Origin of the sequence: Frankia sp. Mgl5 (assembly GCF_023242985.1) — a bacterium.
Taxonomy (GTDB): domain Bacteria; phylum Actinomycetota; class Actinomycetes; order Frankiales; family Frankiaceae; genus Parafrankia; species Parafrankia soli.
In genome coordinates, this window is the sequence record NZ_JALKFY010000609.1 from 32,568 (window position 1) to 58,163 (window position 25,596).

At 72.1% G+C, this 25,596-nt stretch carries 20 protein-coding genes and 3 pseudogenes; 8 read left to right on the forward strand and 15 right to left on the reverse strand.

Features of this window, described 5'->3' with window-relative positions; all coding sequences use genetic code 11:
- Nucleotides 1-42: 42 nt before the first annotated feature.
- Both MXD62_RS12955 and MXD62_RS12960 read right to left on the reverse strand, forming a co-directional pair.
- Nucleotides 43-1,236, reverse strand: a complete 1,194-nt coding sequence (locus tag MXD62_RS12955; RefSeq protein ID WP_071065602.1) for a thiolase family protein — start codon at nt 1,234-1,236, stop codon at nt 43-45.
- A 145-nt stretch (nt 1,237-1,381) separates the two neighbouring features.
- The gene (locus MXD62_RS12960) at nt 1,382-1,969 is read right to left on the reverse strand and encodes a pyridoxamine 5'-phosphate oxidase family protein (RefSeq protein WP_248829521.1); all 588 of its coding nucleotides are present in this window, start codon (nt 1,967-1,969) and stop codon (nt 1,382-1,384) included.
- Nucleotides 1,970-2,030: 61 nt separating this feature from the next.
- On the opposite strand from MXD62_RS12960, the gene MXD62_RS12965 reads away from it, so the two are divergent.
- Together MXD62_RS12965 and MXD62_RS12970 are read left to right on the forward strand one after the other, a co-directional pair.
- Nucleotides 2,031-3,023 (forward strand): YafY family protein, encoded by a 993-nt coding sequence (locus MXD62_RS12965; RefSeq protein WP_248829522.1) that lies wholly within the window; start codon nt 2,031-2,033, stop codon nt 3,021-3,023.
- A gap of 149 nt (nt 3,024-3,172) precedes the next feature.
- The gene (locus tag MXD62_RS12970) at nt 3,173-4,324 is read left to right on the forward strand and encodes an Rv2578c family radical SAM protein (RefSeq protein WP_248829523.1); all 1,152 of its coding nucleotides are present in this window, start codon (nt 3,173-3,175) and stop codon (nt 4,322-4,324) included.
- A 292-nt stretch (nt 4,325-4,616) separates the two neighbouring features.
- Here the strand turns inward: MXD62_RS12970 and MXD62_RS12975 are convergent, their stop codons facing one another.
- The 4 genes and pseudogenes from MXD62_RS12975 to MXD62_RS39725 form a co-directional block, all read right to left on the reverse strand.
- Complete coding sequence (locus MXD62_RS12975; protein WP_018503211.1) at nt 4,617-4,904, reverse strand: hypothetical protein; 288 nt, start codon at nt 4,902-4,904, stop codon at nt 4,617-4,619.
- Between the two features lie 269 nt (nt 4,905-5,173).
- A complete protein-coding gene (locus MXD62_RS12980) occupies nt 5,174-5,749 on the reverse strand; it encodes an NUDIX hydrolase (protein ID WP_248829524.1) in 576 nt (191 codons plus the stop codon).
- A gap of 549 nt (nt 5,750-6,298) precedes the next feature.
- Nucleotides 6,299-6,649: pseudogene (locus MXD62_RS12985) on the reverse strand (ABC transporter permease); the annotation flags it as partial.
- Between the two features lie 77 nt (nt 6,650-6,726).
- Nucleotides 6,727-7,265, reverse strand: a pseudogene (locus MXD62_RS39725) (DUF4162 domain-containing protein); the annotation flags it as partial.
- A gap of 172 nt (nt 7,266-7,437) precedes the next feature.
- Here MXD62_RS39725 and MXD62_RS12995 point away from each other — a divergent pair.
- Nucleotides 7,438-9,363, forward strand: a complete 1,926-nt coding sequence (locus MXD62_RS12995) for a GAF domain-containing protein (protein ID WP_248829526.1) — start codon at nt 7,438-7,440, stop codon at nt 9,361-9,363.
- 241 nt (nt 9,364-9,604) lie between these two features.
- The gene (locus MXD62_RS13000; protein WP_248829527.1) at nt 9,605-11,194 is read left to right on the forward strand and encodes an AAA family ATPase; all 1,590 of its coding nucleotides are present in this window, start codon (nt 9,605-9,607) and stop codon (nt 11,192-11,194) included.
- Nucleotides 11,195-11,235: 41 nt separating this feature from the next.
- On the opposite strand, the gene MXD62_RS13005 is transcribed toward MXD62_RS13000, so the two are convergent.
- The gene (locus MXD62_RS13005) at nt 11,236-11,940 is read right to left on the reverse strand and encodes a response regulator transcription factor (RefSeq protein WP_248829528.1); all 705 of its coding nucleotides are present in this window, start codon (nt 11,938-11,940) and stop codon (nt 11,236-11,238) included.
- A gap of 143 nt (nt 11,941-12,083) precedes the next feature.
- Here MXD62_RS13005 and MXD62_RS13010 point away from each other — a divergent pair, with 143 nt between their 5' ends.
- Together MXD62_RS13010 and MXD62_RS13015 are read left to right on the forward strand one after the other, a co-directional pair.
- Nucleotides 12,084-13,163: a nitroreductase gene (locus MXD62_RS13010; RefSeq protein WP_248829529.1), complete on the forward strand. Its 1,080-nt coding sequence runs from the start codon at nt 12,084-12,086 to the stop codon at nt 13,161-13,163.
- Between the two features lie 28 nt (nt 13,164-13,191).
- Nucleotides 13,192-13,536 (forward strand): GNAT family N-acetyltransferase, encoded by a 345-nt coding sequence (locus MXD62_RS13015; RefSeq protein ID WP_248829530.1) that lies wholly within the window; start codon nt 13,192-13,194, stop codon nt 13,534-13,536.
- Nucleotides 13,537-13,669: 133 nt separating this feature from the next.
- On the opposite strand, the gene MXD62_RS13020 is transcribed toward MXD62_RS13015, so the two are convergent.
- From MXD62_RS13020 to MXD62_RS39190, 5 genes are all read right to left on the reverse strand, one after another.
- Nucleotides 13,670-14,914 (reverse strand): DUF1501 domain-containing protein, encoded by a 1,245-nt coding sequence (locus MXD62_RS13020; protein WP_248829531.1) that lies wholly within the window; start codon nt 14,912-14,914, stop codon nt 13,670-13,672.
- A gap of 11 nt (nt 14,915-14,925) precedes the next feature.
- Complete coding sequence (locus MXD62_RS13025; RefSeq protein ID WP_248829532.1) at nt 14,926-16,626, reverse strand: DUF1800 domain-containing protein; 1,701 nt, start codon at nt 16,624-16,626, stop codon at nt 14,926-14,928.
- Between the two features lie 745 nt (nt 16,627-17,371).
- Nucleotides 17,372-18,313 (reverse strand): hypothetical protein, encoded by a 942-nt coding sequence (locus MXD62_RS13030; RefSeq protein ID WP_248829533.1) that lies wholly within the window; start codon nt 18,311-18,313, stop codon nt 17,372-17,374.
- Between the two features lie 837 nt (nt 18,314-19,150).
- Nucleotides 19,151-20,230 carry a class I SAM-dependent methyltransferase gene (locus MXD62_RS13035; RefSeq protein WP_248829534.1) on the reverse strand — a complete coding sequence of 360 codons (1,080 nt, stop codon included), beginning with the start codon at nt 20,228-20,230 and terminating at the stop codon, nt 19,151-19,153.
- A gap of 795 nt (nt 20,231-21,025) precedes the next feature.
- Nucleotides 21,026-21,487, reverse strand: coding sequence for a hypothetical protein (locus MXD62_RS39190; protein WP_285224058.1), 462 nt, complete (start codon nt 21,485-21,487; stop codon nt 21,026-21,028).
- 13 nt (nt 21,488-21,500) lie between these two features.
- Between MXD62_RS39190 and MXD62_RS13045 the strand changes: the two are divergent.
- Nucleotides 21,501-22,187: pseudogene (locus MXD62_RS13045) on the forward strand (glycoside hydrolase family protein).
- 27 nt (nt 22,188-22,214) lie between these two features.
- On the opposite strand, the gene MXD62_RS13050 reads toward MXD62_RS13045, so the two are convergent.
- Entirely contained in the window at nt 22,215-22,988 is a 774-nt protein-coding gene (locus MXD62_RS13050; RefSeq protein WP_248829535.1) for a pirin-like bicupin family protein, read from the reverse strand.
- A 45-nt stretch (nt 22,989-23,033) separates the two neighbouring features.
- On the opposite strand from MXD62_RS13050, the gene MXD62_RS13055 reads away from it, so the two are divergent.
- Nucleotides 23,034-23,588, forward strand: a complete 555-nt coding sequence (locus tag MXD62_RS13055; protein ID WP_248829536.1) for a MarR family winged helix-turn-helix transcriptional regulator — start codon at nt 23,034-23,036, stop codon at nt 23,586-23,588.
- Between the two features lie 34 nt (nt 23,589-23,622).
- On the opposite strand, the gene MXD62_RS13060 is transcribed toward MXD62_RS13055, so the two are convergent.
- Nucleotides 23,623-24,969, reverse strand: coding sequence for an HNH endonuclease signature motif containing protein (locus MXD62_RS13060; RefSeq protein ID WP_248829537.1), 1,347 nt, complete (start codon nt 24,967-24,969; stop codon nt 23,623-23,625).
- A 201-nt stretch (nt 24,970-25,170) separates the two neighbouring features.
- Nucleotides 25,171-25,572 carry a hypothetical protein gene (locus MXD62_RS13065; protein WP_248829538.1) on the reverse strand — a complete coding sequence of 134 codons (402 nt, stop codon included), beginning with the start codon at nt 25,570-25,572 and terminating at the stop codon, nt 25,171-25,173.
- Between the last annotated feature and the right edge of the window lie 24 nt (nt 25,573-25,596).

Genomic DNA, 25,596 nt, shown 5'->3' on the forward strand with positions numbered 1-25,596 from the left:
CCTGCTGCGGGACGGCTGACGCCGACGCCAGTGTCAGCGTTGTCAGAGGCGTTCGATGATGGTGGCGTTGGCCATGCCGCCACCCTCACACATGGTCTGCAGGCCGTAGCGCCCGCCGGTGGCCTCCAGGTAGTTGACCATCGTCGCCATCAGACGGACGCCCGAGCCGCCCAGCGGGTGGCCCAGCGCGATCGCACCACCGCGCGGGTTGAGCCTGGCCGGGTCGGCGTCGAACTCCTTCGCCCAGAACAGCGGGACGGACGCGAACGCCTCGTTGACCTCGTAGGCGTCGATGTCGTCGATCCGCAGGCCGGACCGGGCGAGGATCTTGCGGGTGGCCGGGGCCGGGCCGGTCAGCATGATCAGCGGCTCGCTGCCGGCGAGGGCGAAGGCGTGGAAGCGGGCCCGCGGGCGCAGCCCGAGCTCGACGGCCTTCGACTCGCTCATGATCAGAGCGGCGGACGCGCCGTCGGTCAGCGGGGAGGAGTTGCCCGGGGTGATGTGCCAGCCGATCTCCGGGAACCGCTGCGCGAACTGCTCGGTGTAGAAGGACGGCTTGAGGGCCGCGAGACCCTCGGCCGTGGTGGTCGGCCGGACGGTCTGGTCGACGGTGTGCGTGAACGTGCTGCCGTCCGGCGCGAGCGCCTCGACGGGGACGATCTCGTTGTCGAAGCCGCCGGCCTCGGCCGTCGCCGCGGCCCGCTGGTGCGACAGCGCGGAGAACTCGTCGAGCTCCTCACGGGTCAGCTTCCAGCGGGCGGCGATCAGCTCGGCGCCGATGCCCTGGTTGGCCAGGCCCTCGGGGTAACGGGCGATCATGCCCGGCCCGCGCGGGTCCTTCCCCGCCGCCGCGAAGCGCATCGGGATCCGGCTCATCGACTCGACGCCGCAGGCCACCACGACGTCGTAGGCACCGGCCATCACGCCCTGCGCGGCGAAGTGCAGCGCCTGCTGGCTGGAGCCGCACTGCCGGTCGACGGTGGTCGCCGGCACCGACTCGGGGTAGCCGGCGGAGAGCACCGCACTGCGGCCGATGTTCGCCGACTGCTCACCGGCCTGGCCGACGCACCCGGCGATGACGTCGTCGATGAGCGCCGGGTCGAAGTCGTTCCGGCTGGTCAGCGCCTTCAGTGTCGTGGCGAGAAGCTCCACGGGGTGGGTCTCGGACAGCGCGCCGCCCGGCTTGCCCCGCCCTGAGGGGGTGCGCACGACGTCGACGATGACTGCGTTCTCCATGGGACTCCCTCACCGGCCGCCGGCACGATGCTTCTCTAGCGCTCGCTCAGTGGGACTTCTCGGACGTTACGAGCGCCCCGTCTCCAGGGTCAAGGAGTACGCCGGCGGGCCGCCGACCACGTGGGGTGCGCGGCGTCGTCACCGCTCACGGGCCGGACTGCTCGCGGACCGGAGTGTCGTTGCCCCGGCGCAGCACCCGCAGGCCGCGGCCGTCGGGCCGCCAGGTCTCGATGACCATCTCCTGGTCGTCCATCCAGATGCGGACGATCTCGGTGATCCGTACGCGGAACAGGTCGAACGGGGTCGGCGGATCAACCTCCTCGACGAAGCGCCGGCGCGTGTCCGGATCGTCCACCCACTCGGCCCGGCCGGCGATCCGGACGTCCCCGCCGTGCATGTCGGTTCCGGGGCCGGGGTTCGCGTGCAGCGCGAACCGCTGGTCGCGGAGCAGGTCGTCCGACTTGCGCGCGCCCGGCATCCCGCCCAGCCACAGCTCGCCCATGCGGAACTCGGCCTCGAGCCCGCTGACCCGGGGCGAGCCGTCGGCCCGCAGTGTCGCCAGCACGTGATGGCGGAAGGTCCCGAACCGCTCACGTACCGTCCGGGTGAACTCGGGTTCGGTGGCCTCCACCTCGCCCCAGCTCACGCCCGCCGCGTCCGTTCCCGGGCCGGCCGGCCGCTCCGTCGTCGTGCTCGTGCTCGGCTTCGTGGTTGTGCTCGTGTTCGTCGTCATGGGCCCATCGTCGCCGCGGACCCTGACATCTTCTGTCCGGGTCCGCGGTTACCTTCGGTCAATGCGCTCCAGCCGGCTGATGGCTCTGCTGCTCCATCTGCAGGCGCACGGCCGGGCCACGGCGGGGGAGCTCGCCGCCCAGTTCGAGGTGTCCGTCCGCACCGTGCGCCGGGACGTGGCCGCGCTCGCCGAAGCGGGTGTCCCGCTGTGGTCTGAGCCCGGCCCGCACGGCGGGATCCGTCTTGTCGAGGGCTGGCGGACGAACCTGGACGGGCTGACCGGCGACGAGGCGTCCGCGCTGCTCCTCGCCGGGGCGGGCGGGGACGTGCTCGGCGGCCTCGGCCTCGAGACGGTCGCCGCGGCCGCGCAGACCAAGATCCTCGCGACGCTGCCGCCGGAGCTGCGGGCACGGGCGGGCCGGGTCCGGGAACGCTTCCACCTCGACGCGCCGGGCTGGTTCGGCTCCGAGGAGCCCGTGCCGCACCTCGCGGTCGTCGCGGGCGCGGTCTGGTCCGGGCAGCGGATCACCGTCCGTTACGGGCGGCCCGACCGGACGGTGGAGCGTTCTCTCGAGCCGCTGGGCCTCGTTCTCAAGGCCGGTGTCTGGTATCTCGTGGCCCGCGGCGGGTCCGACGTCCGCAGCTACCGGATCGGCCGGATCGTCGAGGCGGCGGTCCGGAGCGGGCCGGAGGGCCGCTTCACCCGGCCCGCCGACTTCCACCTGGCGCGGTGGTGGGTGTCGTCGAACGAGGACTTCGCGCGCTCGCTGCTGCGCTGGCCGGCGCGGCTGTCGCTGTCCCCGCGAGGCCTGCGGAGTCTGCCCGGAGTGCTCGGCCCGCTGGCCGGCCAGCGGGCGCTGGCCACGGCCGGCGAGCCCGACGCGGATGGCTGGCGGGAGGTGGAGGTCTGGTTCGAGAGCCCCGATGTCGCCGAGAGCCAGCTCTGGGCATTCGGCCCGCACGTGCGGGTGCTCGCCCCCGACTCCCTGCGCGAGGCCCTCGCGCGGACGGCACAGCAGGCGGCGGCGAACAACGGCGCTCCGAAGTCCGGCTGAGCCGCCCGCCGCACCGGCCCCGCTCCGCGCGCCCGCGCTGCCCGGTCGCGCCGCGCTGCTCGCCCGCGCCGCCCGGTCCCGCTCCGTGCCTGGCCTGCCAGTCCTGTCGCCCGGCCACGCCGATGTCGAACGTGTGTTCTAATGGTTGGGTGCGGTGGGAGAACCTGAGCCTCGTCGAGTCCGCGGACACCCCGGTACGCGGGCTGCTCGACCGCGCCGCGGTGACCCGGACGTTCGACACTCCGGGCTTCGCCGGAATGACCTTCTACGAGATCCACGCGCGGTCCGCGCTCAATCGCGTCCCGGCGGTCTCGCGCGTCCCGTTCCGGTGGACGCTGAACCCCTACCGGGGCTGCTCACACGCCTGCCGATACTGCTTCGCCCGCAACACCCACTCCTACCTCGATCTCGACACCGGTCTCGACTTCGATTCCAGGATCGTCGTCAAGGTCAACGTGGCCGAGCGGCTACGGGCCGAGCTGGCCGCGCCGAAGTGGCGCGGCGAGTCCGTGGCGATGGGTACGAACGTCGACCCTTATCAGCGGGTGGAAGGGCGCTACCAGCTCATGCGGGGCGTGCTCGGCGTCCTGCGCGACGCGGCGAACCCGTTCTCGATCCTCACCAAGGGCACCCTGATCCTGCGTGACCTCGACCTGCTGGCCGAGGCCGCCGCCGTCACCGAGGTCCGCGCGGCGGTCTCGGTCGGTTTCGTCGACGACGACCTGTGGCGCACGGTCGAGCCGGGAGCCCCCCGCCCGGAACGCCGGCTGGAGGTCTGTGCGGCGCTCGGCGCCGCCGGCATCGAGTGCGGGGTGCTGATGGCGCCCGTGCTCCCCGGCCTGAGTGATTCGCCGGCGGCGCTGGAGCGCGCGGTGCGCCGCATCGCCGAGGCGGGTGCGGCCAGCGTGACCCCGATCGTGCTGCACCTGCGGCCCGGGGCGCGGGAGTGGTACCTCGGCTGGCTCGGGGAGCATCACCCCGACCTGCTCCCGCTGTACCGATCCCTCTACGGCGGGGGCTCCTACGCGCCGCGGGCCTACAGCGAGCGGATCTCCGCCCTGGTCCGGGGCCTGGCCCGCCGGTACGGCATCGCCGGTGCCGCCGCGCCGGCCACCTCACCGGCCTCCTCTCGGTGGGCGCCGGTGGAGGCGCGTGGGGCGCGTGGGGCGCGTGGGGTGCGGGGTGAGCGTGCGGCGGTCATCCGCCGTGGTCCGACACGTGCCGTTACGGCGGTGTCCGCGGCGGTGGCCGGCCGGGCGCCGCTGGAGGAGCAGCTCCTCCTGCCCGGCTTCGGTTCCTGACCGGGCCGCTCGTTCCCCACCGCGCGGGCCCGGGCCGCCCGCCTTCCACGCTGCGTGATTCTTCTGTCGAACTGCGGGTGCGGCACGTAATGCGGTGTCGGGCCTTACCCGCGCCGAATCCTGGCTTATGACTGATCGTCCTGCGCAACCGGTGGGGAATCACCTCTTGTGGGCAGGGATCGGCAGGAAACCCGGCCGGTGAGTGCCGAGAACCGACGTCCGAAGGTTCGGCGCTGGGGGCCGGCGGCAGCTGCCGGGCGGCTGGCACCAGCGTCGCCAGCACCTGCGAGGGTCACGCGGGACGGGCGACCGTGTCGGTCGTGACCTGGCGCGGGATCGTGACAAGTCGGCCCGGGGATCGCTCGTCCTCCCTGCGCCAGTAGCCGCCGTCCGAGCGCAAGCCAGCCTCGCCGGGGGCCAGGCATCGTCCGCTGTCGCGGTGCGCGTCGAAGCCGGCGTACCCGACGAAGGTCTCGTGGCAGGTCGGGCAGTGCGCCGCGGTCAGCGCCGTCCAACGCACATCGCAGCGACCGCATCCGATGAGCGTCGGACGGTCATAGTCGATGTCGCGGCCGGCCAAGAGCCACTCCCCCTCGTGTTTGCGGACGAATCCGCACTTCGCGCGGCCCGTCGCCGTCGAGCCGATTCTTTACGCTTGCCCAGTACTCCGGGCCGCATATGCGGGATCGACCGTAACGATTTCGTCGGCCGGGCAACCATGCGGGGGGCTACCAACGGGCGAGTCCGCCAAGAATATTACTCTTCGTATCCGCACGAATCCAAATAGTGTGTGGCGTCGAGAGGGTCGCCGCGGGCCCGCCGCCGCGCCCGCGGTGCGCGTCGTGGGGGTCAGCGGGCGCGCAGCGCGTCGAGGGGCGAGAGCCCCCCGGGCGTCGGCGGTCGGACAGGATGCCACCCGGGTTCGGAGTACCGCTCGCCGCGCCGCCAGTGGACGAGCGCGGTGCGGTCGAGCGGGTCCAGGTCGATCTGGAGCTCGCCCAGCGGCCGCCAGCAGGTCTGGATCGCCTCCGGCGCGCCCTCGCCGGACTCGCTCGCCCGCGCGGCCCCGGCCGCGCCCGGGCCGACGGCATCGTCCCAGCAGTGCGCGGTGAAGTACAGGGACACCCGCTCCTCGCCGGCGAGCCGGTGGTGCGCGGCATGGGCGAGGGTCAGCTCCGCCTCGTCGGCCCGGAGGCCGGCGACCTCCGCGGCCAGGCGCACGGCCGTCTCCCGTGCGGGTTCGCCCAGTCGTAGCGGCGCGCCGGGCAGGCGCCACACCAGCGCCGGCGGCTCCGGCCGGGGTGCGCCCGCCGACGACCGCGGCTGCCGGGGCGTGGTGTCACGGGCCGTCGTGGCGTCACGCGCGGTCCTGGCATCGCGGGTGGTCCTGGTGTCACGGGTGGTGAGGAGCACCGTGTCGTCCATGACGATGATCAGGTGTAGGTCGACCGGGAGGCAGAGAGAACGCGACGGATACAAGGCCAACTACCGGCGCGCACCGTGCCGGCCCCGCGAGTGGCGTACATGTCGGGCCCTCGCTGCCGGTCGTCCTTCAGCCGTGGCGGCTGCCCCGTGAACGGCGTCCTGCCCGCGGCGAACGACGGGCTGATCAAGGGTCAACACTGCCTCCACGGACGATCCCGCTCGGTTTCCAGCACTTCAGGCTGAGAACAGATCATCGAGGTCTGAACGTGCAGTTGCAAGACCACGGATGCAGAAACCGATGCAAGGGGCCACTGCACGTGCGTCCGGCGCCTTCGTTCGGGCTGATCAGGCCGCCTCGGGAGCCGGTCAACTCCGGCCGCGATACATCCGCATCGTCAGGGGGCCGAACACGGCGAGCAGAAGCGCGCACGACAGCGCGACCCATCCGAGCTGCTCGGCCGTGTGGAAAAAGAATCATCATGCTCACGCCCATCACCGAGTGCGGAACACGTCGCCCAGCAGCGCTCCGACGAGTGCGGACGGCTGTCAGATCGGCAGTGACCGCAACCGGTCGAAGACGCCCTTGGTGATGTCGGTGTTGACGGTCACCCCGGTGTAAACCGTGATCATCGCGATCGCCTGGACGAGGATTCCGGGCAGCAGGAACTGCACGTACTCCTGCGTCGACCCGGCGAACGCGCCGCCGAACAGATAGGTGAACATCAGGGTCAACATGATCGGGAAGACGGTCACGTCGAAGAGCTGCTCGGGCACATGTCTGATCTTCAGCAGGGCCCGCCAGCCGAAGGTGAGCGAGGCCGCCAGCGGGGTGGGCCGCGCCGGGCGGGCACCGGTCGCGAGCACCGCGCGCAGATCCGGCGGCACGGCCGCCCCGGCCACCGGCGGCCTTGTGCCCGCACCGGAGCCCGTGCCCGTGCCCGTGGCGTCTGTTTCGGCGGTGGTCGTCTCGGCGGCGGTCATGCGACCCTCGCTCCGTTCGTGTCGGCGGTGGTCTCGGTGGGGGTGGGCGCGCCGTCATCGACCGGATGGCCGGTGAGGGCGAGGAAGACCTCGTCCAGGCTCGGCTGGCCGAGCGCGAACCCGGTCAGCTCGATGCCCGCGCGGTTCAGCCCCGCCAGCGCCTCCGCCACGGGCTCGCCGTCCGAGACCCGGGCGGTGAGCGCCACCTGGTCCGACTCGTACCGGACGGGGACGCCCAGCGCGCCGGTGAGCAGGCGCTCGGCGTCCGCCCGCTGCTCGGGCCGGCGGACGCGCACGTGGAGGGTGCCCGAGCCGACCGAGGACTTCAGTTCGCCCGGAGTGCCCTCGGCGATCACTCTTCCGTGGTCGATCACCGCGATCCGGTCGGCGAGCTGGTCGGCCTCGTCCAGGTACTGGGTGGTGAGGATGACGGTCGTGCCACCGGCGACCAGCGCCCGGACGATGTCCCACACCCGGCACGGCTGCGCGGGTCGAGGCCGGTGGTCGGCTCGTCGAGGAAAATCAGGTCGGGGGTGCCGAAAGGCCCCACGCGGTGAGCCTGTGCGGTATCCGTCTCCGTGCTGGTCGTGGCCCGGTCGGCAGCGCGCCGACCTGGGACGGGACGCCCGGGCCCGGTCCGTCCGGCCGTCCCGGAGGCGAGCGATCGGGGCTGGCGGCGCGCTGATATTCGATAGCGTCTGTAGACCATGGACCCGTGGCCCGAGGGCGTCGGCGGCGATCACCGTCTCGGCGGCGATTCCGGCGCCGCCGCCGGTGCCGCTGGTGCAGCCGGCGGTGCCGGCACCGGCGCCGGAATCGACGAGATCCGGGAGATCCACGAAATTCAGCAGATCCGGGAAATACGCGAGATCCAGGAGATCCTGACGGCTCGGGACGTCGAGGAGACCACCGAGAGCCTCAAGATCATGGACGTCCCGGACGCGTTCGACGAGTTCGGCGCGGAGCGCCCCGGCCGGCTCGAGCTGGACGAGCTGATGGCGCAGCTGGTCGAGCGCGCGCATGAGGTGATGATCACCCAGGGCCGGCTGCGCGGCCTGCTGCGGGCGCACCGCGCGGTCGCCGCCGACCTGAGCCTGGAGGTCGTCCTCCGGCGGATCGCGGAGGCCGCCTGCGAGCTGGTCGACGCCCGCTATGGCGCGCTCGGCGTGATCGCCCGCGACGGCCGGCTCGAACAGTTCATCCACGTCGGGATGGACGCCGATCTGGTCGGCCGGATCGGCCACCTGCCCCGCGGCGAGGGGGTGCTCGGGCTGCTGACCGCCGAGCCCCGGGCCGTCCGCCTCGACGACATCGCCGCGCACGAGCACGCGGTCGGCTTCCCGCCCGGCCACCCGCCGATGCGCACGTTCCTCGGCGTCCCGATCAAGGTCCGCAGCGAGGTCTTCGGGAACCTCTACCTGACCGAGAAGCGCGGCGGGCGCCGTTTCACCGCGCAGGACGAGGAACTCGTCCTGGCCCTCGCCGCGAGCGCCGGCGTGGCGATCGAGAACGCCCGGCTGTTCGGTGCGGCGCAGCGCCGCCAGCAGTGGCTGCAGGCATCCGCGGACATCATGCGCCACCTGCTGGCGGACGGGCCGGAGCCGCTCACGCTGATCGTCGCGCGGGCCCGCGAGGTCGCCGACGCCGATCTGGCGTGCGTCCTGCTCGCCGCCGGGGCGACCGAGGAGCTGCTCGTCGACGCGGCCGACGGCCCGCAGGCCGACCGCCTCCTGGGCGAGTCCGTGCCGACGACCGGAACCCTCGCCGGCCGGGCGGTCGCGGCCGGGCGGCCCCTGCTGGTCGACGACGCCGCGGCCGAGCCGGGCGTCACCGGCTTCGGCGGCCTCGACATCGGCCCGCTGATGGTCATCCCCCTGGTCGGGGCGCAGGTCGGGACGGGCGCGGTCGTGCTGGCCCGAGGGCCCGCGGGCCGGCCGTTCGCCGACGGCGATCTGGACATGGCGGCGACGTTCGCCGGGCATGTGCAGGTCGCCCTCGGCCTGGCCGCGTCCCGGGCCACCCGTGACCGGCTGCTCGTCCTGGAGGACCGCGACCGGATCGCCCGCGACCTGCACGACCACGTCATGCAGCGGCTCTACGCCGTCGCGCTGGGCCTGCAGGGGATGGCGGCCGCCGAGGACCGCCCGCAGTCCGCCGGCCGGCTCGCCACCTATGTCGACGACCTCGACGCGACCATCCGGGAGATCCGCTCGACGGTCTTCGAGCTGCGCGGGCGGCGCAGCACCGGCGGGCCGGGCGTGCGGGCCCGTCTCGGCGAGATCGTCGAGGAGGTCGCCGAGGCGCTCGGCTTCAGCCCGCGCCTGCGGGTGGACGGCCCGCTCGACACCGCGCTGGAGGGGAACATCGCCGACCATCTCCTCGCCGTCGCGCGGGAGAGCCTGTCGAACGTGGCGCGCCACGCCCGCGCCAGCCGGGTGGAGCTGTCGGTCACCGTCGGCCGGGGCTGGCTGTGCGCCGAGGTCACCGATAACGGGGTCGGGCTGGGCGACACCGGCCGGCGCAGCGGCCTGCACAACCTGCGCAGCCGCGCCGAGGAGCTCGGTGGGACCTTCGACATCGCCCCCGGCCCGTCCGGCGGCACCCAGCTGCGCTGGGCGGTCCCGCTGCCGTAGCCCGCCGGCCGCCCGAACCGGGCCCCGCGGTGGACGTCCGGCGCCGGCCGTCCGGGCTGTCGTCGACGGGTCCGAGGACCATCGCGGGGGGTGCGAAGGACCTCCCGGCCCGTGCCCTCGGAGGGACCAGCAGGGGGGTCGCGCGCGGCACGATGGTTCCGGGCGAGACGGACCATCGACAGGACAGCGGCGATCGGATCCCGGCGGCGGGGGCGGCGGTGTCCGGCGCGCAGGAGGTGCCATGCCGGCTGACCAGAAGACCGCGGCGTCCGTCCCGGCCGATCTGTGGTCTCGCCCGACCGGCGAGACGCGGGTCGTCGAGACGGGGAGCGCGGTCCTCTGCCTGCACGGTGATCGTGTCTACAAACGGAAGAAACCCGTTGAGCCGGGGCTCCTCGACCTGCGGAGCCGGGCGGCCCGGCTGGCGGCCTGCCGCGCCGAGGTGGAGCTGAACCGGCGGCTCGCTTCCGACGTGTACCTGGGGGTCGCCGACGTCCTCGGCGACGGCGGCGAGGTGTGCGACCATGCCGTCGTCCTGCGGCGAATGCCCGCCGGCCGCCGGCTCTCCGCGCTGGTGCGCCACGCGGACCGCGTCGACGACCAGCTCCGCGCCGTCGCGCGGGCGGTCGCCGCGTTCCACGAGCGGTGCGGGACGTCCGAGGTGATCGGCCGTTCCGGCGACGCCGAGGCTGTCGCGGGGCAGTGGAAGGAGGCGCTCGGCGGCCTCGAGCCCTTCCAGGGGAAGGTCATCGACGCCGACGTCGTCGACGAGATCGGGCGGCTGGCGCTGCGGTACCTGGCCGGCCGCGGCCCGCTGCTGGCCGAGCGCCGGCGCACCGGGCGGATCCGCGACGGCCACGGCGACCTGCGGGCCGAGAACATCCACTGCCTCGACGACGGCCCGCGCATCCTGAACCGGGTCGAGTCCGACCCGCGGCTGCGGGCCGGGGACGTCCTCGGCGACGTCGCCGTTCTGGTGATGGACCTGGAACGGCTCGGCTCGCCCGAGGACGCCGAGCGCCTGATGCGCTGGTACCGCGACTTCTCCTCGCAGGCCCATCCGCCTTCGCTCGAGCACTTCTACATCGCCTACCGGGCCTTCACCGAGGCCCGGGTGACCTGCCTGCGGTACCGGCGGATCCTGGCCGAGGCGGGGGCGGAGGCCGGCCCGGGCCCGGGCGCCGAGGCCGGCGAGCGGGCCCGGCGGCTCGCCGACATCGCCTACCGGCACCTGCGCCGGGCCCGGGTACGGCTGGTCCTGGTCGGCGGCCTGCCCGGCACCGGGAAATCGACCCTCGCCCGTCGGCTCGCCGACGCGGACGACGGCCGCCTGCTGCTGCGCTCCGACACCGTGCGGGCGGAGCTCGCCGCCGACGGCCACGCCGATCCGGACACCCCCGGTAGCGGGCCTGCCATCCCGGACCGGCCCGCCGTGCCCGCGGACCTCGGCGCGTCCTTCATCTGGCCGTTGTCCTCGGAGATCACCGCGCGGACCTACACGGTGCTGCTGTCCCGTGCCCGCCGGGCACTGGAACGCGGCGAGACGGTGATCATCGACGCCTCCTGGTCGGACGGCCGCCACCGCGCGGCGGCCGCGCGGCTGGCGCGCGAGACGGCCGCGGAGTTCCTCGAGTTGCGCTGCGTGACCTCACCGGAGGTCGCGGCCACGCGGCTGACCCGCCGGGACTCCGCCAGCGACCCAGCTGGCGCCACGTCCGCGGTGCACCGCGCGATGAGCTCGTGGGCGGAGCCGTGGCCGACCGCCAGGGTGATCCAGACGACCGTGCCGGTCGCCGAGGTGTTCCACGCCGCCGAGCGCTGCATCGCCTGACGGGCGTCCGGCGGCCCGACGGCCGCTTTCAGGCGCTGCCGTCAGGCGTGGCGACGCGCGGCGTACACGGCGGCCTGCGTGCGGCTGCTCAGGCCCAGCTTGTCGAGGATCGACGAGACGTAGTTCTTCACGGTCTTCTCGGAGAGGTGCAGCCGGCCGGCGATCTGGCGGTTGGTCAGACCCTCGGCGATCAGGACCAGGATCTCCCGCTCCCGGGTGCCCAACACCGCCGAGACCCGGCCCACGTCGGTTCCCTCCCGGAACCGGGCGAGGACCCTGGCGGTAACGGCCGGGTCGAGCAGGGAGCCGCCGGCCGCGATGGTCCGGATCGCGCCCACGAGGTCGGTGCCGCGGATCTGCTTGAGCAGGTAGCCCGCCGCCCCTGCCATGATCGCGGCGAAGAGCGCGTCATCGTCGTCGTAGGACGTGAGGATCAGACAGCCGACCTCCGGGCAGGCCGCGCGGATGTCCCGGCAGACGTCGATGCCGCTGCCGTCCTCCAGCCGGGCGTCGAGCAGCGCGACGTCCGGCTGCAGGCGGGGGACGAGGGCGGCCGCCTCGGGCCCGGTCGACGCCTCGCCCACGACCTCGATGCCGCCGGCGTCACTGAGCACCTCGCGGACCCCACGGCGGACGATCTCGTGGTCGTCGAGGAGGAAGACCCGTACCGTGGGTAGCCCGCGTACTGCGTCCGTCTCTCGTGCCGTGTGAATCCCCCGTACCGTGTGCGTCCCCGCGGCGTCCATTCGGGCAACAATAGCCGCGGTGCGGCGCTTTCCGGTCACCGAGCGACGGCGGACCGCGACGAGACACGCGTCCGTCCCGGGGCCGGGGGAGCCGGCGCCCGGGCGGGCATAAGGATGCTCGGAGCAGACAGACGGGAGAGGTCATGGTCGACACCGCGGTACGCCTGACGGAGGACGACGCCCGCGCGATCGTGGCGCAGGCCACGCTCGCGCCGTCGATCCACAACACCCAGCCCTGGCGGTGGCGCTTCGACGCCGACGGTCTGCACCTGTTCGCCGATCCCGAACGGTTGCTGCACGTCGCCGACCCGGAGGGACGCCAGCTCCTGGTCAGCTGCGGGGCCGCCCTGACCTTCGCCCGGCTCGCCGCGCGCTCGCGCGGCCTGCTCCCCGTCGTGGCCCTCGGCCCGCTCGACGACGGCGCCCCGCCGTCCGCGGACGTCCCGCTGGCCACGATCGCCGTAGCGGACCGCCGCCCGCCCGCGCCGGCCGAGGCGGAGCTGGCGGCTGCGATGTCCAACCGGCACACCGACCGCCGTCCGTTCCTGACAGGGGAGCGGGGGCGGCTCGGGGCCGACGACCTCGCCGCGCTGCGCCGCGCCGCCGAGGCGGAGTCTGCCTGGGTGCGGTTCGTGGAGAGCGCGGACGCCCGGGTCGAGACGTCGGTCCTGCTCTCCCGCGCGGACTGGCAGGAGGCCCACGATCCCGCCTACACCGAGGAGCTGCGGCACTGGAGCCGTACCTCGCCGCAGGCACGCGACGGCATTCCCCGCGAGGCCGTCGTCGGTGGCGCGGCGACGCGCCAGTCCGAGTTCGTCCTGCGGGACTTCGACGTGGTCGGCGGCCTCGAACCGGCCGGCGCGGCCGGTTCGTCCGAGCCGGCGGTGGAGCGGCCGGGGATGGAGCAGCCAGCGGTGGAGCGGCTGGCGGTGGAGCGGCCGACGGTCGTCGCCATCGGCACCGACTCGGATCGGCCCACCGACCGGCTGCTCGCCGGCGGTGCGACGGGCCGGGTGCTGCTCACGGCGACGGCGCGCGGGCTCGCCGCCTCACCGCTGGGGCAGGTGCTGGACGTCTCCGCCATCCGCGAGCTGATGCGCTCGGCGACCGGGGGCATCGGTCACGTGCAGATGCTGCTGCGGCTGGGCCGCCCCGACCCCGACCAGCCGCCGCTGGCGGCCACCCCCCGGCGGCCGGTCGAGGAGATCCTCGACATCGCCTGATCCGCGCGGACCGGCAAGGATGGGCGCCATGGACGTGACAGTCGTCGACAACCCCCCGGCCGGCCGGTTCGAGGCCAGAACTCCGACCGGGGAGGTCGCGGGGTTCGCCGAGTACACGCGGTCGAGCTCGCGAATCATCTTCACCCACACCGAGGTCGATCCGGCCTACAAGGGCACCGGCGTGGGCTCCGCGTTGGCTGCCGGGGCGCTCGATTCGGCGCGCGCCCAGGGCTTGGCCGTCGTCCCCCGGTGTCCGTTCATCAAGGCCTACATAGATCGGCATCCCGCGTACGCGGACCTGGTACGACGGCCCTCCACCTCCTCACCCGCCCACGAGCCGGCACCGGGAGCCGGGCCGACAACGGGGCCCTGACCAGCGTTGAGGGGCTGACCAGCACCGGGCGTCGGACCAGCGCCGGGGCCCCGGCGGACACCGGGGCCCCAGCCGCCTCCTCGAGGAGGGGACGTCCACCGCGCGTCGGGGATACAGCGCGCGGGAGGTCGCGTCAGGCCGAGGTGACCCCGACCGGGGCGTGGGTCAGCCCGGGGAAGACCGTCCCGAGCTGCTCCTGGGACATCCCGAGCCAGCGGATCACGTCGCCCAGGACGTTGCGGTAGTCGTTCAGGACGGGCACCGCGCCGTCGTCCAGCTGGTCGGGCGCGAGGCCCGTCCACTCGCCGTGCACCCCGCCGACCGCGCCGCCGCCGATCACGAACATGACGCCGCCGCCGCCGTGGTCGGTCCCGCCGTTTCCGTTGGTGTCCGCGCGCCGGCCGAACTCCTGGATGGTGACCAGGGTGACGTCGGCGGCCTGCGGGCCGAGGTCGGCGAAGAACGCCGCGATCGAGTCGCCCTGCCGCTTCTGCAGCGTCGCCAGGCTGCCGGTCACCCCGCCCTGGCCGACATGGGTGTCGTAGCCCCCGGTCTCCATCGCCGCGACCCGGAGCCCGGTCCCGGATTTGATCAGGCGGGCGACGTCCCGTAGCGCTCGGCCCAGGCCCTCGTCGGGGTAGGTCACGCCGTCGGCCGGGGTGTAGGGCTTGGCCGCGATCTGCTTGCCCTCGGCTAGCGCGGCCAGGGTCGTCGCGACGCCGCGGGCGTAGGGACGGCCGGCGTCGGGGCCGGCGAAGAGCGCGCCGAGCGCGGTGGCCGTCGCGGTCTCCTCGGCACCCTGGCCCCAGCCGTTCGCCTTGAAGTTGTCGATGCCGTTGAGAGTCAGGGCCTCGGCGGAGCCGAGGTAGGAGGTCGGCAGCGAGCCGCCTTCCTGGATCCCGCGGAACGCCGAACCCGGGCTCAGGACGCTCAGCAGGCGGGCGAGATAACCGCTGTTCTGGCCGGCACCGCCGATCTCGAGGTTGAACGTGTCCTGAAAGTGGCTGCGTGAGTTGTCGAGCAGCCCCGCGGCGGGAACCGCCGCCACCTTCCCGGCATCCAGCAGCGGCTTCAGTGAGGCGTACGCGGGATGCAGGCCGAACGTCCGATCCATCGGGATGAGCTGGCCCGTCGGGATGGCGATGTCGGCGCGCAGGCCCGCGTAGTTCGGGTCCGCGCCCGGCACCAGTGCGTTCAGGCCGTCCATCCCGCCGCGCAGCGAGATCACGACCAGGGTTCGGCCGGGGGTGTCGGCGAAGGCCACGCGGATCGGCAGCACGGAGGCGACGCCGGCCGTGATGCCGACGGCGCCGGCCGCCGCGAGAACTCCGCGCCGGCTGAGCGTGCACCGGTCGGCCGCAGGTAGATTCTTTACCATTGGTCGGCCGCCTATCCGTAGACGTGGTAAGGGGAGTCGAGAATGAGCGAGCCGAGCTGGCCGACGAGATACTCGTTGTCCGCCGGCTTCCGCGACCCGCGGTCACCGAGGAATGTCGCCAGTGCCGCGCCGTGCTCGGGCGCGAGCGGCTGGAAGACGAGCCGTCGGGCCAGCACGTCCACCACCTCGGCCATGGTGGCCGGTGGCGCGTCCCCGAGCAGGCTGTTCACCGCCGGGGTTCCCAGACCCTTCGGATACCACCCGTTGAGAAGGTTCCGGTGCATGTTCCACCGGCCGATCGTGGCTGACGCCGAAACCCATCGCTCCGCCCGCAGTGGATATCCGTCCGGAGCCGGCCACGCCAGCGGCGCCATTCCCATGTCGTTGGCCATCCAGTACAGCGCGACGACGGGTTCGGTGCCCGAGGCCGGCGGGCCGATCCCGAGAACGCGCAGCGTGGCGACGATGTCCTCCAACGGCCGGCGGGTGCGCAGGCCCACTGCCTGGCCGAACTCGGCGGAGGTGAACAACGCCTTCAGCACCGGTGCGATCGCGGTGTCGTTCGCCAGGTAGGTCTGTGCCAGCATGTCGCAGAGGGACTGCGGCGGATCGTCCGCGACGAAATAGGTCGCCAGCTTGCGGGTGAGGTACGCGGCGGTCGCCGGGTGATGCGCCAGATGGTCCAGGTAGGCCTTCATCACGGCCTCCCCGCCCTCGGCGGAGCCGTTCGGCGAGGAGAAGTCCAGCACCTGGACAGGGCCGACGTAGTGGTCCTTCGGCTTGAACACGTACTTCTTCGACTCGGCGTCGATGGAGATCCCGGTCAGGATGCGGGCGCTGTTCAGGACCCCGTCCTGGCCGTAACCGGCACCCACGCCGACGGTGTGCAGTTCGAGCAGTTCCCGTCCGAGATTCTCGTTGAGCGCCCGCACGGTGGACCGGTCGGCGTTCAGCCGACGGATCATCGCCGGGCTCGTCGTCTCCGCGAGCAGCAGATCCGCGAACCGGCCCAGTGCGTTCGGTCGGATGACCTCCCGGTCGTCCGGAAACGAGTCCCGCCACAGGTTGTCGTTCGGGTAGCCCTTGTTGAACACGTGCGACTGCCAGAAGTCGACCATCCGCTCCAGCAGTTGGCGGTTCGACCAGGTCATTCGCGCGATCGAGGCCACCGCGAGCCCGATCACGTCCTTGTAGTCGATGTCGCCCTCGATGGCGTGGAGCTCGCGGCCGGTCTTGGCCAGGAACGGGAAACGACCGAGGACCGCGTCGACCGTCCCGTCGCCGATCGAGGCCGGATCGAGCTGTCGGTCCAGCCACGCTCCGACACCCGCAGCCTTCACCTCTGCCACCAGCTCCGGTGCCGGTCCGAACGTGGCCCGGTTCAGCAGGTGCACCACCGGGTCGCGCCCGCGCAGGAAGGCCGGCGTCGCGGCACCGGCACCACCCCCGGCGGGCGGGGGAGGCGAGGCCGTCGGGGACGGACCGGGTGTGCCCGGTGTCGTAGGCATGGTGGTCGGCGTGCCGGTGGCCGTCGGCGCCGTGGTGGGCCCGCCGGTCATCGGAGGTCGCGTGGTCGGTGCGACGGCCGTCGCCGTGGCCGTCGGTATCGCTCCGCCGCCACCGACGGGGCCGCCGAACGAGCAGCCCGCGGCGGTCAGCCCGAAGGCCGCCAGCGAGCCGAACAGTCCGCGTCGGCTCGCTGTGCCGGCCATCGTCCGAGATCCGTCATGCGGGGCTGCGTCGTGCGGAGTGCGCGGGGCTGTGTCGTGCGGAGTGCACGGGTCCGCGTCGTGAGGGGCGGCGTCCTGCGGGTTGCGTTGGTCTGTGTCGTGCGGGGTGCGTGGGGTGTCCGGGTCGCGTGGGCCGTTCGGTTTGTGCGGCCGGGCGCGGTACCGGAGTCCCGTGAGTCCCGCGACGCCGCCCCGCGGCGGTGAGCCGACCGGCGTCCGGTCGGCTTCGTGCCTGCCTGCCATGCAGACCATCCCTGTTGGAGTCGAGCCCTGAGACCCCCCCAAGGGCCCGTTCGGTTACTCGACGGCGTCACAGTAATGCGGCGCCCGGACCCCGCCTGGGGAGGTCCGTCTCGTTTTTCAGGGTTTGACGTGGTGTAGCGCAACGATCCGGCGATGGGAGTCCGTCGGGAGCCGGTGACCGCGGGTGGTCTCCTCAAATGATCGCCAGGATGGTGGAGATGCGCTGTGCTGCAGGCGATGTCGGGTGCTGATCGGGAGCGCCCCGGGTGGGGGCCACGCATTCGTCTCGCCGGTGGAACCCTTGGAATGCCATGGGAAGACCTACGGACGACCTTGTTGTGGCTGGGCTGATGGCCACGAGTGCACGTTCGGTGTCCGGAGAGACACGTGGCGAAGTGTTCTGTGGGTCACTCCGGCGCTCGGTCGGCGACGCTCATGGAGCGCCCGTAGTGCTGGTTGTGGACCGTCGCGGCGGCCGGCCTGCTTACGGCCGGCCGTACTCCTGGCTGTGCTGCCGGACATCGTCGAGCGCGGGGAACTGATCCGGCCCGGTCGCGGTGGCGGGCGCGAGCGCGAGATCGGATCGGCGGCTTCGCTCCTGAAACGACCGGCGCCTCAGCCCGCCGGCGAGGGGAGCGCCTGCCAGCCCGACCACCGCGAGGCCGACTGCCAGCGTGTTCATCCCGGTGAGCAACGCCTGCTCCGCACCGGAGCGCGGCGCCGCCATGCGCGTACCTGGCCGTGGCCCTGCTCCACCGCCCGTGCTTCCGCCGGTGGCACTGTCACCGGTGGCACTGTCATCGGCAGTGCTGTCATCGGCAGTGCTGTCATCGGTGATGGTGCCTCCGGTGCCGGCACGGACGGAGCCGGGACCATCGCCGCCCGCCGGCCCGTTCGCCACGCCACCGCTCGTCGCGGAGCCGGCCGAGGTGCCGTCGGGGGGAGTGTCGCCGGTCGGTGCTCCGCCGGCCGCGGTGCCCTGTTGGACGGGGGCGTCGCCTCCCGGGCTGGCACCGTCCGTTCCGGTCCCGCTTCCCGTGCCGGCGCTGCCTGCCGTGTCCGTCCCGCTTCCTGCGCCCGTGCCGGTTCCCGCCGGTGAACCGGAACCGGAGCTCGTTGTCCCGCCGCTGGACCCCGTCCCGGCGGCGGGCGCGGGCCGCTGCCGGGTTACCGGCGGACCAGGCGGAGCCTGTGTAGGTGCGGGTGCCGAGTTGCCGCGGGCCGCGGCCTGGCGGGAGAACTCGGCGATCGCCTCCGCCGCCTCCTGGAATCGGCGGATGCTCTCGGACTCCTCGTCGGGCCCCAGATCAACGTCGACGTCGATCTGCCCGAGCACGTCCTCGGACTCGAACGCGATGAGGGTGGCCCGAGCCGGTGCGGTGACCTCCCGGCTCGGCGTGCCGGCCTGCGCTGCGGCGGTCGGCATGAGGAGAGCCACGGTGAGTACCGAGGGCAGCGCCGAGATCAGCAGCGTTCCCGGCAGCAGGCGACCGCGTGCCGCCGACGGTGTCGCACGGCTCCCGCCGGAAGCCGCTCGCGTCCGGTGGGAATCGGCTCCCGGACGCTGGTGATTCGAGTCCGGCCACCATGCCGACCGCCGCGTCGACGTCCCCCGCACCGTACGCATATTCAGTCCTTTCGGTTCCGCCAGTCCGATTCTGGCGGTTTACCGCGGGTCGACGGCGGTTTGCCGGGGGTCTCATTCGCGACAACGTGGCACTTTGTCGTTGTTTGCGGCCCTGCGTCCGGTCCGGGTCGGGTCGCCGGCCGACCGCAGCGCGCTGTGGTCGGCCCGATGAGCGCCATGGTGCTATGAGCCATACGAGACCTACGAGCCCCACGAGACCGTCGGGCACGTGCGACGAGCCGCCGGCGTCCGGGGCGGCGCCAAGCGCGGTGCCCCGGGCGAGTACCGGCAGAAGACGTCCAGGTCCTGGCGCCTACCGGCTCGGTGGGCACGTGGCGGCGGTCCCCTGTGGGGTGACCGTCACGGCAGTCTCCGGCGCGGCGCTCCGGCGGGCAACGTCCCACGCCGGACGGGTGACGGCAGGGTTCGAGGGGCCGCCGCCGAACGCCCGTACGCCGCAGAACATGAAATGTCAGCTAAAAATTATCTCGGTATCCGCGGACGCGAAACCGTTTTCGTGGATGGTGCGGTGCAGCCGTTGCGAGAATCATCCCCGACGGACGTCGAAACCGCCGGAATCCTCGCCTGCTGGAATTTTCGGCCGGCGCTCGTCAGGCCGCCGGATCTACCTCGCGCCTATTCGTGCGCCGGCACGCGGCAGTGCCACGCGAAGTACATGTAGCCCGGGCTGATCCCGAGCCGGTGCTCGGCCTCTCGGTCGGCGATGACCTTCAGGTCTGTGGCGATCACCCCGTCGAGCATTCCGGGGACGTCGAACTCCCGGGACCAGTCGGGCCACAGGTTCTCCCCGGTCAGCGCGGCCTCGAGCATCGACGCGGTGCACAGCAGGTCCGCCTCGAACCCGGATTTGCGCAGCCGCTCGGTCAGATCGAACCCGAAGCGCCAGAAGACCGGGGTCCAGTCCATGTGGAACTCGGGTTCCGTCGGCGGCGCGGTCACCCCCTGGCCGACCGGGACCTGCAGGATGAGGTGCCCGCCCGGGGCGATCACCCGGCGGAGCTCCGCCAGCGCACTGTCCGTGTCCGGAACGTGCTCGAGTACGTGCGAGCACAGCATGACGTCCAGCGACGCGTCCGGCAGGTCAATCGCCTGCAGATCGAGCCGGATGCTGCCGCGGTGCGCGCGCATGTCCAGATCGGACGTCCGGTAGAAGAACCAGCTGGACATCGCCGAACGGTAGTCCTCGCCGAGACGCGGACTGCACTCGATGACCCGGAGCGCGGGGGTGAGATCCACCGACTGGGCCAGGCACCAGTGCATGAACCGGTCACGCCCGTTGGCACCACAGGACGGGCACAGCGACATCTCGACATGGCCGGCAAGATCGAACTCCTCGCCGTGCCACCGGCAGACGTTACAGATCACCGGGCCCTCGTCGCCGAGCGGAACCCACGGTGGGACCTCCGGGTCCGGCGCCGGGCAGCGCTCGCCGCCGAGGTCGTCCGAGCCGTCGAGACCGTCGGTTCCGGCTTCCGACGCGGCCGTGTCCGTCAGCACCTCGCCGAGGTCCCGTGTCTCCGGCGAACGCAGCGCGGCTCGTCCGGCCCGGCCGGCCACCCGGTAGGCCGCGCCGGCCGCGCGTCGCATAGCCGCCCGCGGGTCCTCTGCGAGCAGGCCGTTCACGCGCCTGGCCACGAAGTCCGCCGGTCCCCGGCCGCTGCCGGCCCGGTACATGCCGGCCACCCCATGTTCCATGTCCGTGTGCCCCCTGTCGGCGTTGCCGCTGCGTCTCCGTCCGGGCAGGCGACGGCCCCCTCACCCTCGAGGGGATGCCATGTCCCGCGCCGCCCGCCCCGGAATCCGCGTGCGCCCGGTCGAGACCCGGCGGCCCGATCGGCGCCCGTCCACCCGCCGGCGCCTCCCTCGGCCTCCACCTGCTGTTTTCCCTGGTTACTGCCAGTGGGGAACGTGGGGGAGGGGCGGGGGGCACGCGGACATGTGTTCCGGGCTGGCGGCAAGACACCCACATCATCGCTCTTTGGGTCGAGACCCCTCGAAACTGGTCGGCGTCCTGGCCCGAATGTGTCATCCGCGTAGTCGGGACGATCGCTGTCCGCGGGACGTCCGGCGGGCTGTCTACGGGCTGTCTACGGGTTGTCCGGTGGCCATTCGCCGAGCTTTCGCCGGTTGTCTGCTGGCCGTTCGCTGGTCTGTTCGCCAGCTGTGGTTCAGCCCGTCGGTCGCTCCTGCTTCGCGGCACCGCCGCGGTGTTCACCCGTGGTCCGCTCGGACCGACACCCTGGCGTACCCACGCTTGCTGTGGCAAAGTGATCGCCGCTGTGCCTTTTGTCAGATTTTGCGGCAGTCCGTCGGGCGGCGGTGATCTGTCAGGCGGCAGCGATCCGTCGGATAGCGGCAGTCCATCGGCCAGCCGCGACTGCCGGCCGGCCGGATCTCCGGCACGACGCGGCCGGCGGAACAGCAGTTCATGGAAGGGCATTCAGGGGGGCGAGGCAAGGAGAGATCCATGCGCAGGGTCGGCGTGACCGATTACGACGCCGGGGAACGGCGACGCACCGCGAACAGCGCGGCAACCGCGTTCGTGTCCGGGGCACAGGCGCATCGGGCGGGTTCGAAGGCGATCATGCGTCGCACGCCGAGCGTGCTAAGGCTGCTGTCGATGGCGTTGCTCGCGATGGTGGCGCTCGCGGGCTGCGTTACCCCCATCGGGGGCGGAGGTGGCCCCGCTCCGACGACCAGTGCGGCCCCCAGCCCCGCCGGCCCGACGGGCTCGCCGTCCGCCGGCCCCACCCAGGCTCCGGACCCGAGCTCGGTTCCGAACCCCGGCGTCACCCCGGTGCCGACCCTCACCTCGGTGCCGGTGACCACTGCCCCGGTGACCACTGCGCCGGGGGCCACGCCGAGCGCCGCGCCAGTGCCCACGACACCCGGGTCGACCGATCCGTCTATCGGGACGGTTGCGAAGGGCGCGAGCACCTGGTATTTCGACAAGATCGCTCCGTCGATGACGGATGCGGGAGTCTCGTGGTTCTACACCTGGGGAGCCGCGCCGGAGCGGATCGCGGCGCCGGCGGGAGTCGAGTTCGTCCCGATGATCTGGGGGCCGGGCTCGGTCACTCCGCAGGCCCTCGCGACGGTGAAGGCCAACGGCCGCACCCTGCTCGGCTTCAACGAACCTGACCTCCGCGGCCAGGCGGACATGCCGGTTCAGACCGCTCTCGATCTGTGGCCGCAGCTGGAAGCCACCGGAATGCGTCTGGGTAGCCCGGCGCCCGCCGCCGGCGCCGCGGACCCGAACAGCTGGTTCGGCCAGTTCATGGCCGGCGCGGCCCAGCGGGGCTACAAGGTCGACTTCATCGCGCTGCACTGGTATGGCAGCGACTTCGACCCCACCCGGGCGACCAGTCAGCTCCGTGCCTACATCCAGGACGTGTACGACCAATACCACCTGCCGATCTGGCTGACCGAGTACAGCCTGATGAACTTCTCAACCTCACCCGAGACGGTCCCGAGCGCTGAGGGCTAGGCGGCGTTCGTGACCGCCTCCACCGCGATGCTCGAGAGCCTTCCGTTCGTTGAGCGCTACGCCTGGTTCGCGTTTCCCGCCAATCCGGACAGTCGGACCGGCCTGTATGACGAGTCAGGCCAGCCGACCCCGGCTGGTGTCGCCTACCGGGCGGCCGGCCGTTGATCTCCGGCCGGCCGGTGGCACATGGCATCAGGCGGACAGGCTGGCGTGCATCTCCCACACCATGACCTCGGCCGGCTCGACGGCGGTGATCCGCTGACCGCCCACCGCGGTGAACCTGACGGCGTCGCCCTCGTGCAGCTGCCCCGCGCCTTCGAGTGTCACCTCGCCCCGTGCGACGAACAGGTGCAGGTAAGGCGCGTCGGGCAGCTCGACGCTCTGCCCCACACCGAGCCTGGCGACGTGCAGAGCCGCGTACCGGTTCCTGATACGGATGGCGGCAGCGCCGTCGTGCCGTTCCATCCCGGACGCGACCGTGACGAGGCCACCCCGGAGCAACTCGTTGTCGATCTCGAGCTGCTCGTAGCCGGGAGCGATCCCGTTCTCGTCCGGCGCAACCCACATCTGAACGAAGTGAACGGGTTCGTCGTGCGGCTCGCCGCCGTCGGGCAGCCGCCACGAGTCGTTCTTCTCGGAGTGCCGGATGCCTCGGCCGGCGCTCATCCGTTGGGCCAGCCCGGGGTAGATCACGCCCGAGTTGCCGGTCGAGTCCTGGTGGACGAGCGAACCCCGCAGTACCCAGGTGACGATCTCCATGTCGCGGTGCGGGTGGGTCTCGAAGCCCGCGCCTGCGCGCACCGTGTCGTCGTTGTTGACCAGTAGCAGCCCGTGATGGGTGTTGGACGGGTCGTAGTGGTGGCCGAATGAGAAGGAGTGCTTGGAGTCGAGCCAGTTGATCTTTGTCTTGGGGCGGTCGTCTGCGCGGCGGATGTCGACCTTCGACCGCTGTGCCATGTCGGCCATGATGGCCCCTTCCCATCTTTATGACGCATCATTAAGGTGCATGACGTGTCAATCAGATCCCGGCGTGACGCATTCCCGACCCCGCCACCCGAGGTCCCGCCGCCTGCCGCACCCGCGGGCGCGGGCGCCGCGGTGTCCTGGCTGACTCGGCGGGAGCAGCGCGTATGGCGGCGCTACCTGCTCATGACCAGCCAGCTCACCGTGTGGATGAACCGCCAACTCGCCGCGGAGGCGGGGATCTCGCTCGCCGACTACGACGTTCTCGTCCGCCTCACCGACACCCCCGAAGGGCGCCTGCGGGTGACCAAGCTGGCCAGGGAGCTCTCGTGGGAGCAGAGCAGGCTCTCCCATCACGTCGCCCGGATGCAGCGGCGTGGCCTCGTGGCGCGCGAGGAGTGCGCCGACGACGGCCGCGGTGCCCTCGTCGTGCTCACGGAGCGTGGCCGCGCCATGATCGAACAGGCCGCTCCCGCTCATGTTGCTTTCGTCCGTGAGCATGTGTTCGACATGCTCACGGAAGCCCAGGTCGACGCCCTCGACGCGATCGCCACGTCAGTACTGGCCCGGCTCGCCGCGGACGACCACCCGTCGTCCGCCTGATTCGCCACCCGTGCCCCGGGATTTGTCGTCAAGATCATGAGGTCTCGGGCTCGAGATAGGGCGGCGGGGTAACCGTGATCCTTCTGCCCAGTGTCGTGGTCCACTCGAAGACACCCTCACGTGGCTGGCTGATCTGCCAGCCACCGCGATGGCGCATGCGGTGATGTCGCCGACACAGAAGGCCCAGATTGTCCAGCGCTGTCCGGCCGCCCACGGCGTCGGGGACGGTGTGGTCGAGCTCGCAGTGGATCGCGCGCCGGGCGCACCCGGGCATGCGGCAGGTGCGGTCGCGGGCGCGCACGTGACGTACCTGCGCCGGGGTGGGGTGCCGGCGGTCGGAGACGTCGAGGAGGACGCCGCGCTGGTCGGTCAGGAGCCGCCGCCAGGTCGACCCTGGCCGAGCGGCCATCTCGCGGGCGACAGCTCCGGGGATGGTGCCGACACCTGGGATCTCACCGGGCTCCGACGACATGCCGAGCAGTGTGGTCACGGGCACGACCACCTGGACTTCGCAGGAGAACGGCCGGCCGTGCTCAGCTCGTCCGGTGAGCAGGTCGACGACGACGTCGGCCCGGATCTGGTCCGTCGTCCGTTCGTCGTGGGTATCCCGGGCGGCGACGATCTCGCGGGTCACCTGGTCGACTCGCCGGTAGCAGGCGTCTGCATCCTCCGCCGGGAGCAACGCGGACAGCGTGCTGCTGCCCTCCTCGCCGGGACGAACCCAGACCCGTCGCGCGGCTCTTCGTGAACGGGCCCGCTCCGCCGAGCCGTCGGGGTCGATCCGCTGGACCGTGCGTCGGCACGCATCGGCGAAGGCTCCCTGAGTGGGACGTGGCCCGCCTTCCAGCACGCGGCTCTCCACGGCGGCCGCCAGTTCGTCGTTCAACGGGCGAACGGCGCGTTCCAGGGATCTCAACCGAGATAGATCGATTGCCCCGTTTTTCAGTGCCGCCAACGTGTGGGGGAGCCGATCCGTGATCGTGCGCGCGTAGGTCATGTCCCGCGCCACCGAGGTGGCGGAGGCGCCGACCTCGATCGCCACGTCCTCCGGGGCGAGCTCGTCAAAAGTCCCGGTCGCCGACTCGCGCGGCGGATTCATATGAGTGATGGCCGATAGATCCTCCATCATTCCTGCCTGAAGCCAGCCGAGCACCTTTAACTTGGTGCGATACCTGTCGACACGATGACGGAATCGCCGCAAGAAGGGCGTGGCCTGATCCAGGTCGCTCCTCGCGGTTCCGGCGCCGGTTGCCGCGATTGCCTCGGCCAGGATCGCGTGGAGTGCGCCCACCAGGTCGAACGAGACGTCTGATCGCTGCGGTTCGGAATCCATACCCGCTGCCGTCGACGCCCGGGCCATGGAGCTGTCGAACTGATCCATCAGGTTCACCGCCCACCGTCAGCAAAATTCTTCGAACATGCGTTCGATCCTAGGGTAGGGTCGGCTCTGCTGGCAAGGGTTCGGGCGAGTCGCCCCGAGGGTGACCTGATCTGTAGGTGGGTCGTTTCGTGGGTGAACGGAAATAAGTAGATGAATTATATGGATAGCAAAGACGGGCAAATTCTTTTGCTTCTTCAGTGGCTAACGATCATTCTTGTTGGTGGCTGCACGGGAAACGTTCTCCGTCGCGGTGTGTGGTGCGGCCTGTCCGACCGCCTCGGGTCGGAGCCCGACGCCGACCGCACGGGCGAGCACGCGCTGGGCGGCCGGTATCCGGGCGAGGAGCCGGACCGGCATGGGCGCCGTGACCGGCTTGTCGCCGGCCTCCAGCACCGGGCGCAGCAACCCTCGTTGGGCGACCCGCTGCGCAAGCTGGGTGAGGATGGTCGGTGGCGTGCGGCGACGCTGTACCGCGGCCAGGCACCCGGGCGGTGGTGCGGTTCCGGTGCCCCGGCCGGCGAGCAGGGGCGCACGGAGGATACGTGCCGCGGCGACCGCGTCCTGGATCGCCAGATTGATCCCGACCCCGCCGATCGGCGACATCGCGTGGGCTAACGGTACACCAGC

What these genes read in the sequence shown, in the direction of transcription:
- MXD62_RS13010 (WP_248829529.1), top strand. Translation starts at nt 12,084, where the DNA reads ATGGTCGACACCGCGGTACGCCTGACGGAGGACGACGCCCGCGCGATC.
- MXD62_RS13015 (WP_248829530.1), top strand. Translation starts at nt 13,192, where the DNA reads ATGGACGTGACAGTCGTCGACAACCCCCCGGCCGGCCGGTTCGAGGCC.
- MXD62_RS13020 (WP_248829531.1), bottom strand. Translation starts at nt 14,914, where the DNA reads ATGGTAAAGAATCTACCTGCGGCCGACCGGTGCACGCTCAGCCGGCGC.
- MXD62_RS12955 (WP_071065602.1), bottom strand. Translation starts at nt 1,236, where the DNA reads ATGGAGAACGCAGTCATCGTCGACGTCGTGCGCACCCCCTCAGGGCGG.
- MXD62_RS12995 (WP_248829526.1), top strand. Translation starts at nt 7,438, where the DNA reads ATGGACCCGTGGCCCGAGGGCGTCGGCGGCGATCACCGTCTCGGCGGC.
- MXD62_RS12960 (WP_248829521.1), bottom strand. Translation starts at nt 1,969, where the DNA reads ATGACGACGAACACGAGCACAACCACGAAGCCGAGCACGAGCACGACG.
- MXD62_RS13065 (WP_248829538.1), bottom strand. Translation starts at nt 25,572, where the DNA reads ATGTCGCCGATCGGCGGGGTCGGGATCAATCTGGCGATCCAGGACGCG.
- MXD62_RS13050 (WP_248829535.1), bottom strand. Translation starts at nt 22,988, where the DNA reads ATGGCCGACATGGCACAGCGGTCGAAGGTCGACATCCGCCGCGCAGAC.
- MXD62_RS13035 (WP_248829534.1), bottom strand. Translation starts at nt 20,230, where the DNA reads ATGGAACATGGGGTGGCCGGCATGTACCGGGCCGGCAGCGGCCGGGGA.
- MXD62_RS13005 (WP_248829528.1), bottom strand. Translation starts at nt 11,940, where the DNA reads ATGGACGCCGCGGGGACGCACACGGTACGGGGGATTCACACGGCACGA.
- MXD62_RS12965 (WP_248829522.1), top strand. Translation starts at nt 2,031, where the DNA reads ATGCGCTCCAGCCGGCTGATGGCTCTGCTGCTCCATCTGCAGGCGCAC.
- MXD62_RS13000 (WP_248829527.1), top strand. Translation starts at nt 9,605, where the DNA reads ATGCCGGCTGACCAGAAGACCGCGGCGTCCGTCCCGGCCGATCTGTGG.
- MXD62_RS13025 (WP_248829532.1), bottom strand. Translation starts at nt 16,626, where the DNA reads ATGGCCGGCACAGCGAGCCGACGCGGACTGTTCGGCTCGCTGGCGGCC.
- MXD62_RS12980 (WP_248829524.1), bottom strand. Translation starts at nt 5,749, where the DNA reads ATGGACGACACGGTGCTCCTCACCACCCGTGACACCAGGACCACCCGC.
- MXD62_RS13030 (WP_248829533.1), bottom strand. Translation starts at nt 18,313, where the DNA reads ATGCCGACCGCCGCAGCGCAGGCCGGCACGCCGAGCCGGGAGGTCACC.
- MXD62_RS13060 (WP_248829537.1), bottom strand. Translation starts at nt 24,969, where the DNA reads ATGGATCAGTTCGACAGCTCCATGGCCCGGGCGTCGACGGCAGCGGGT.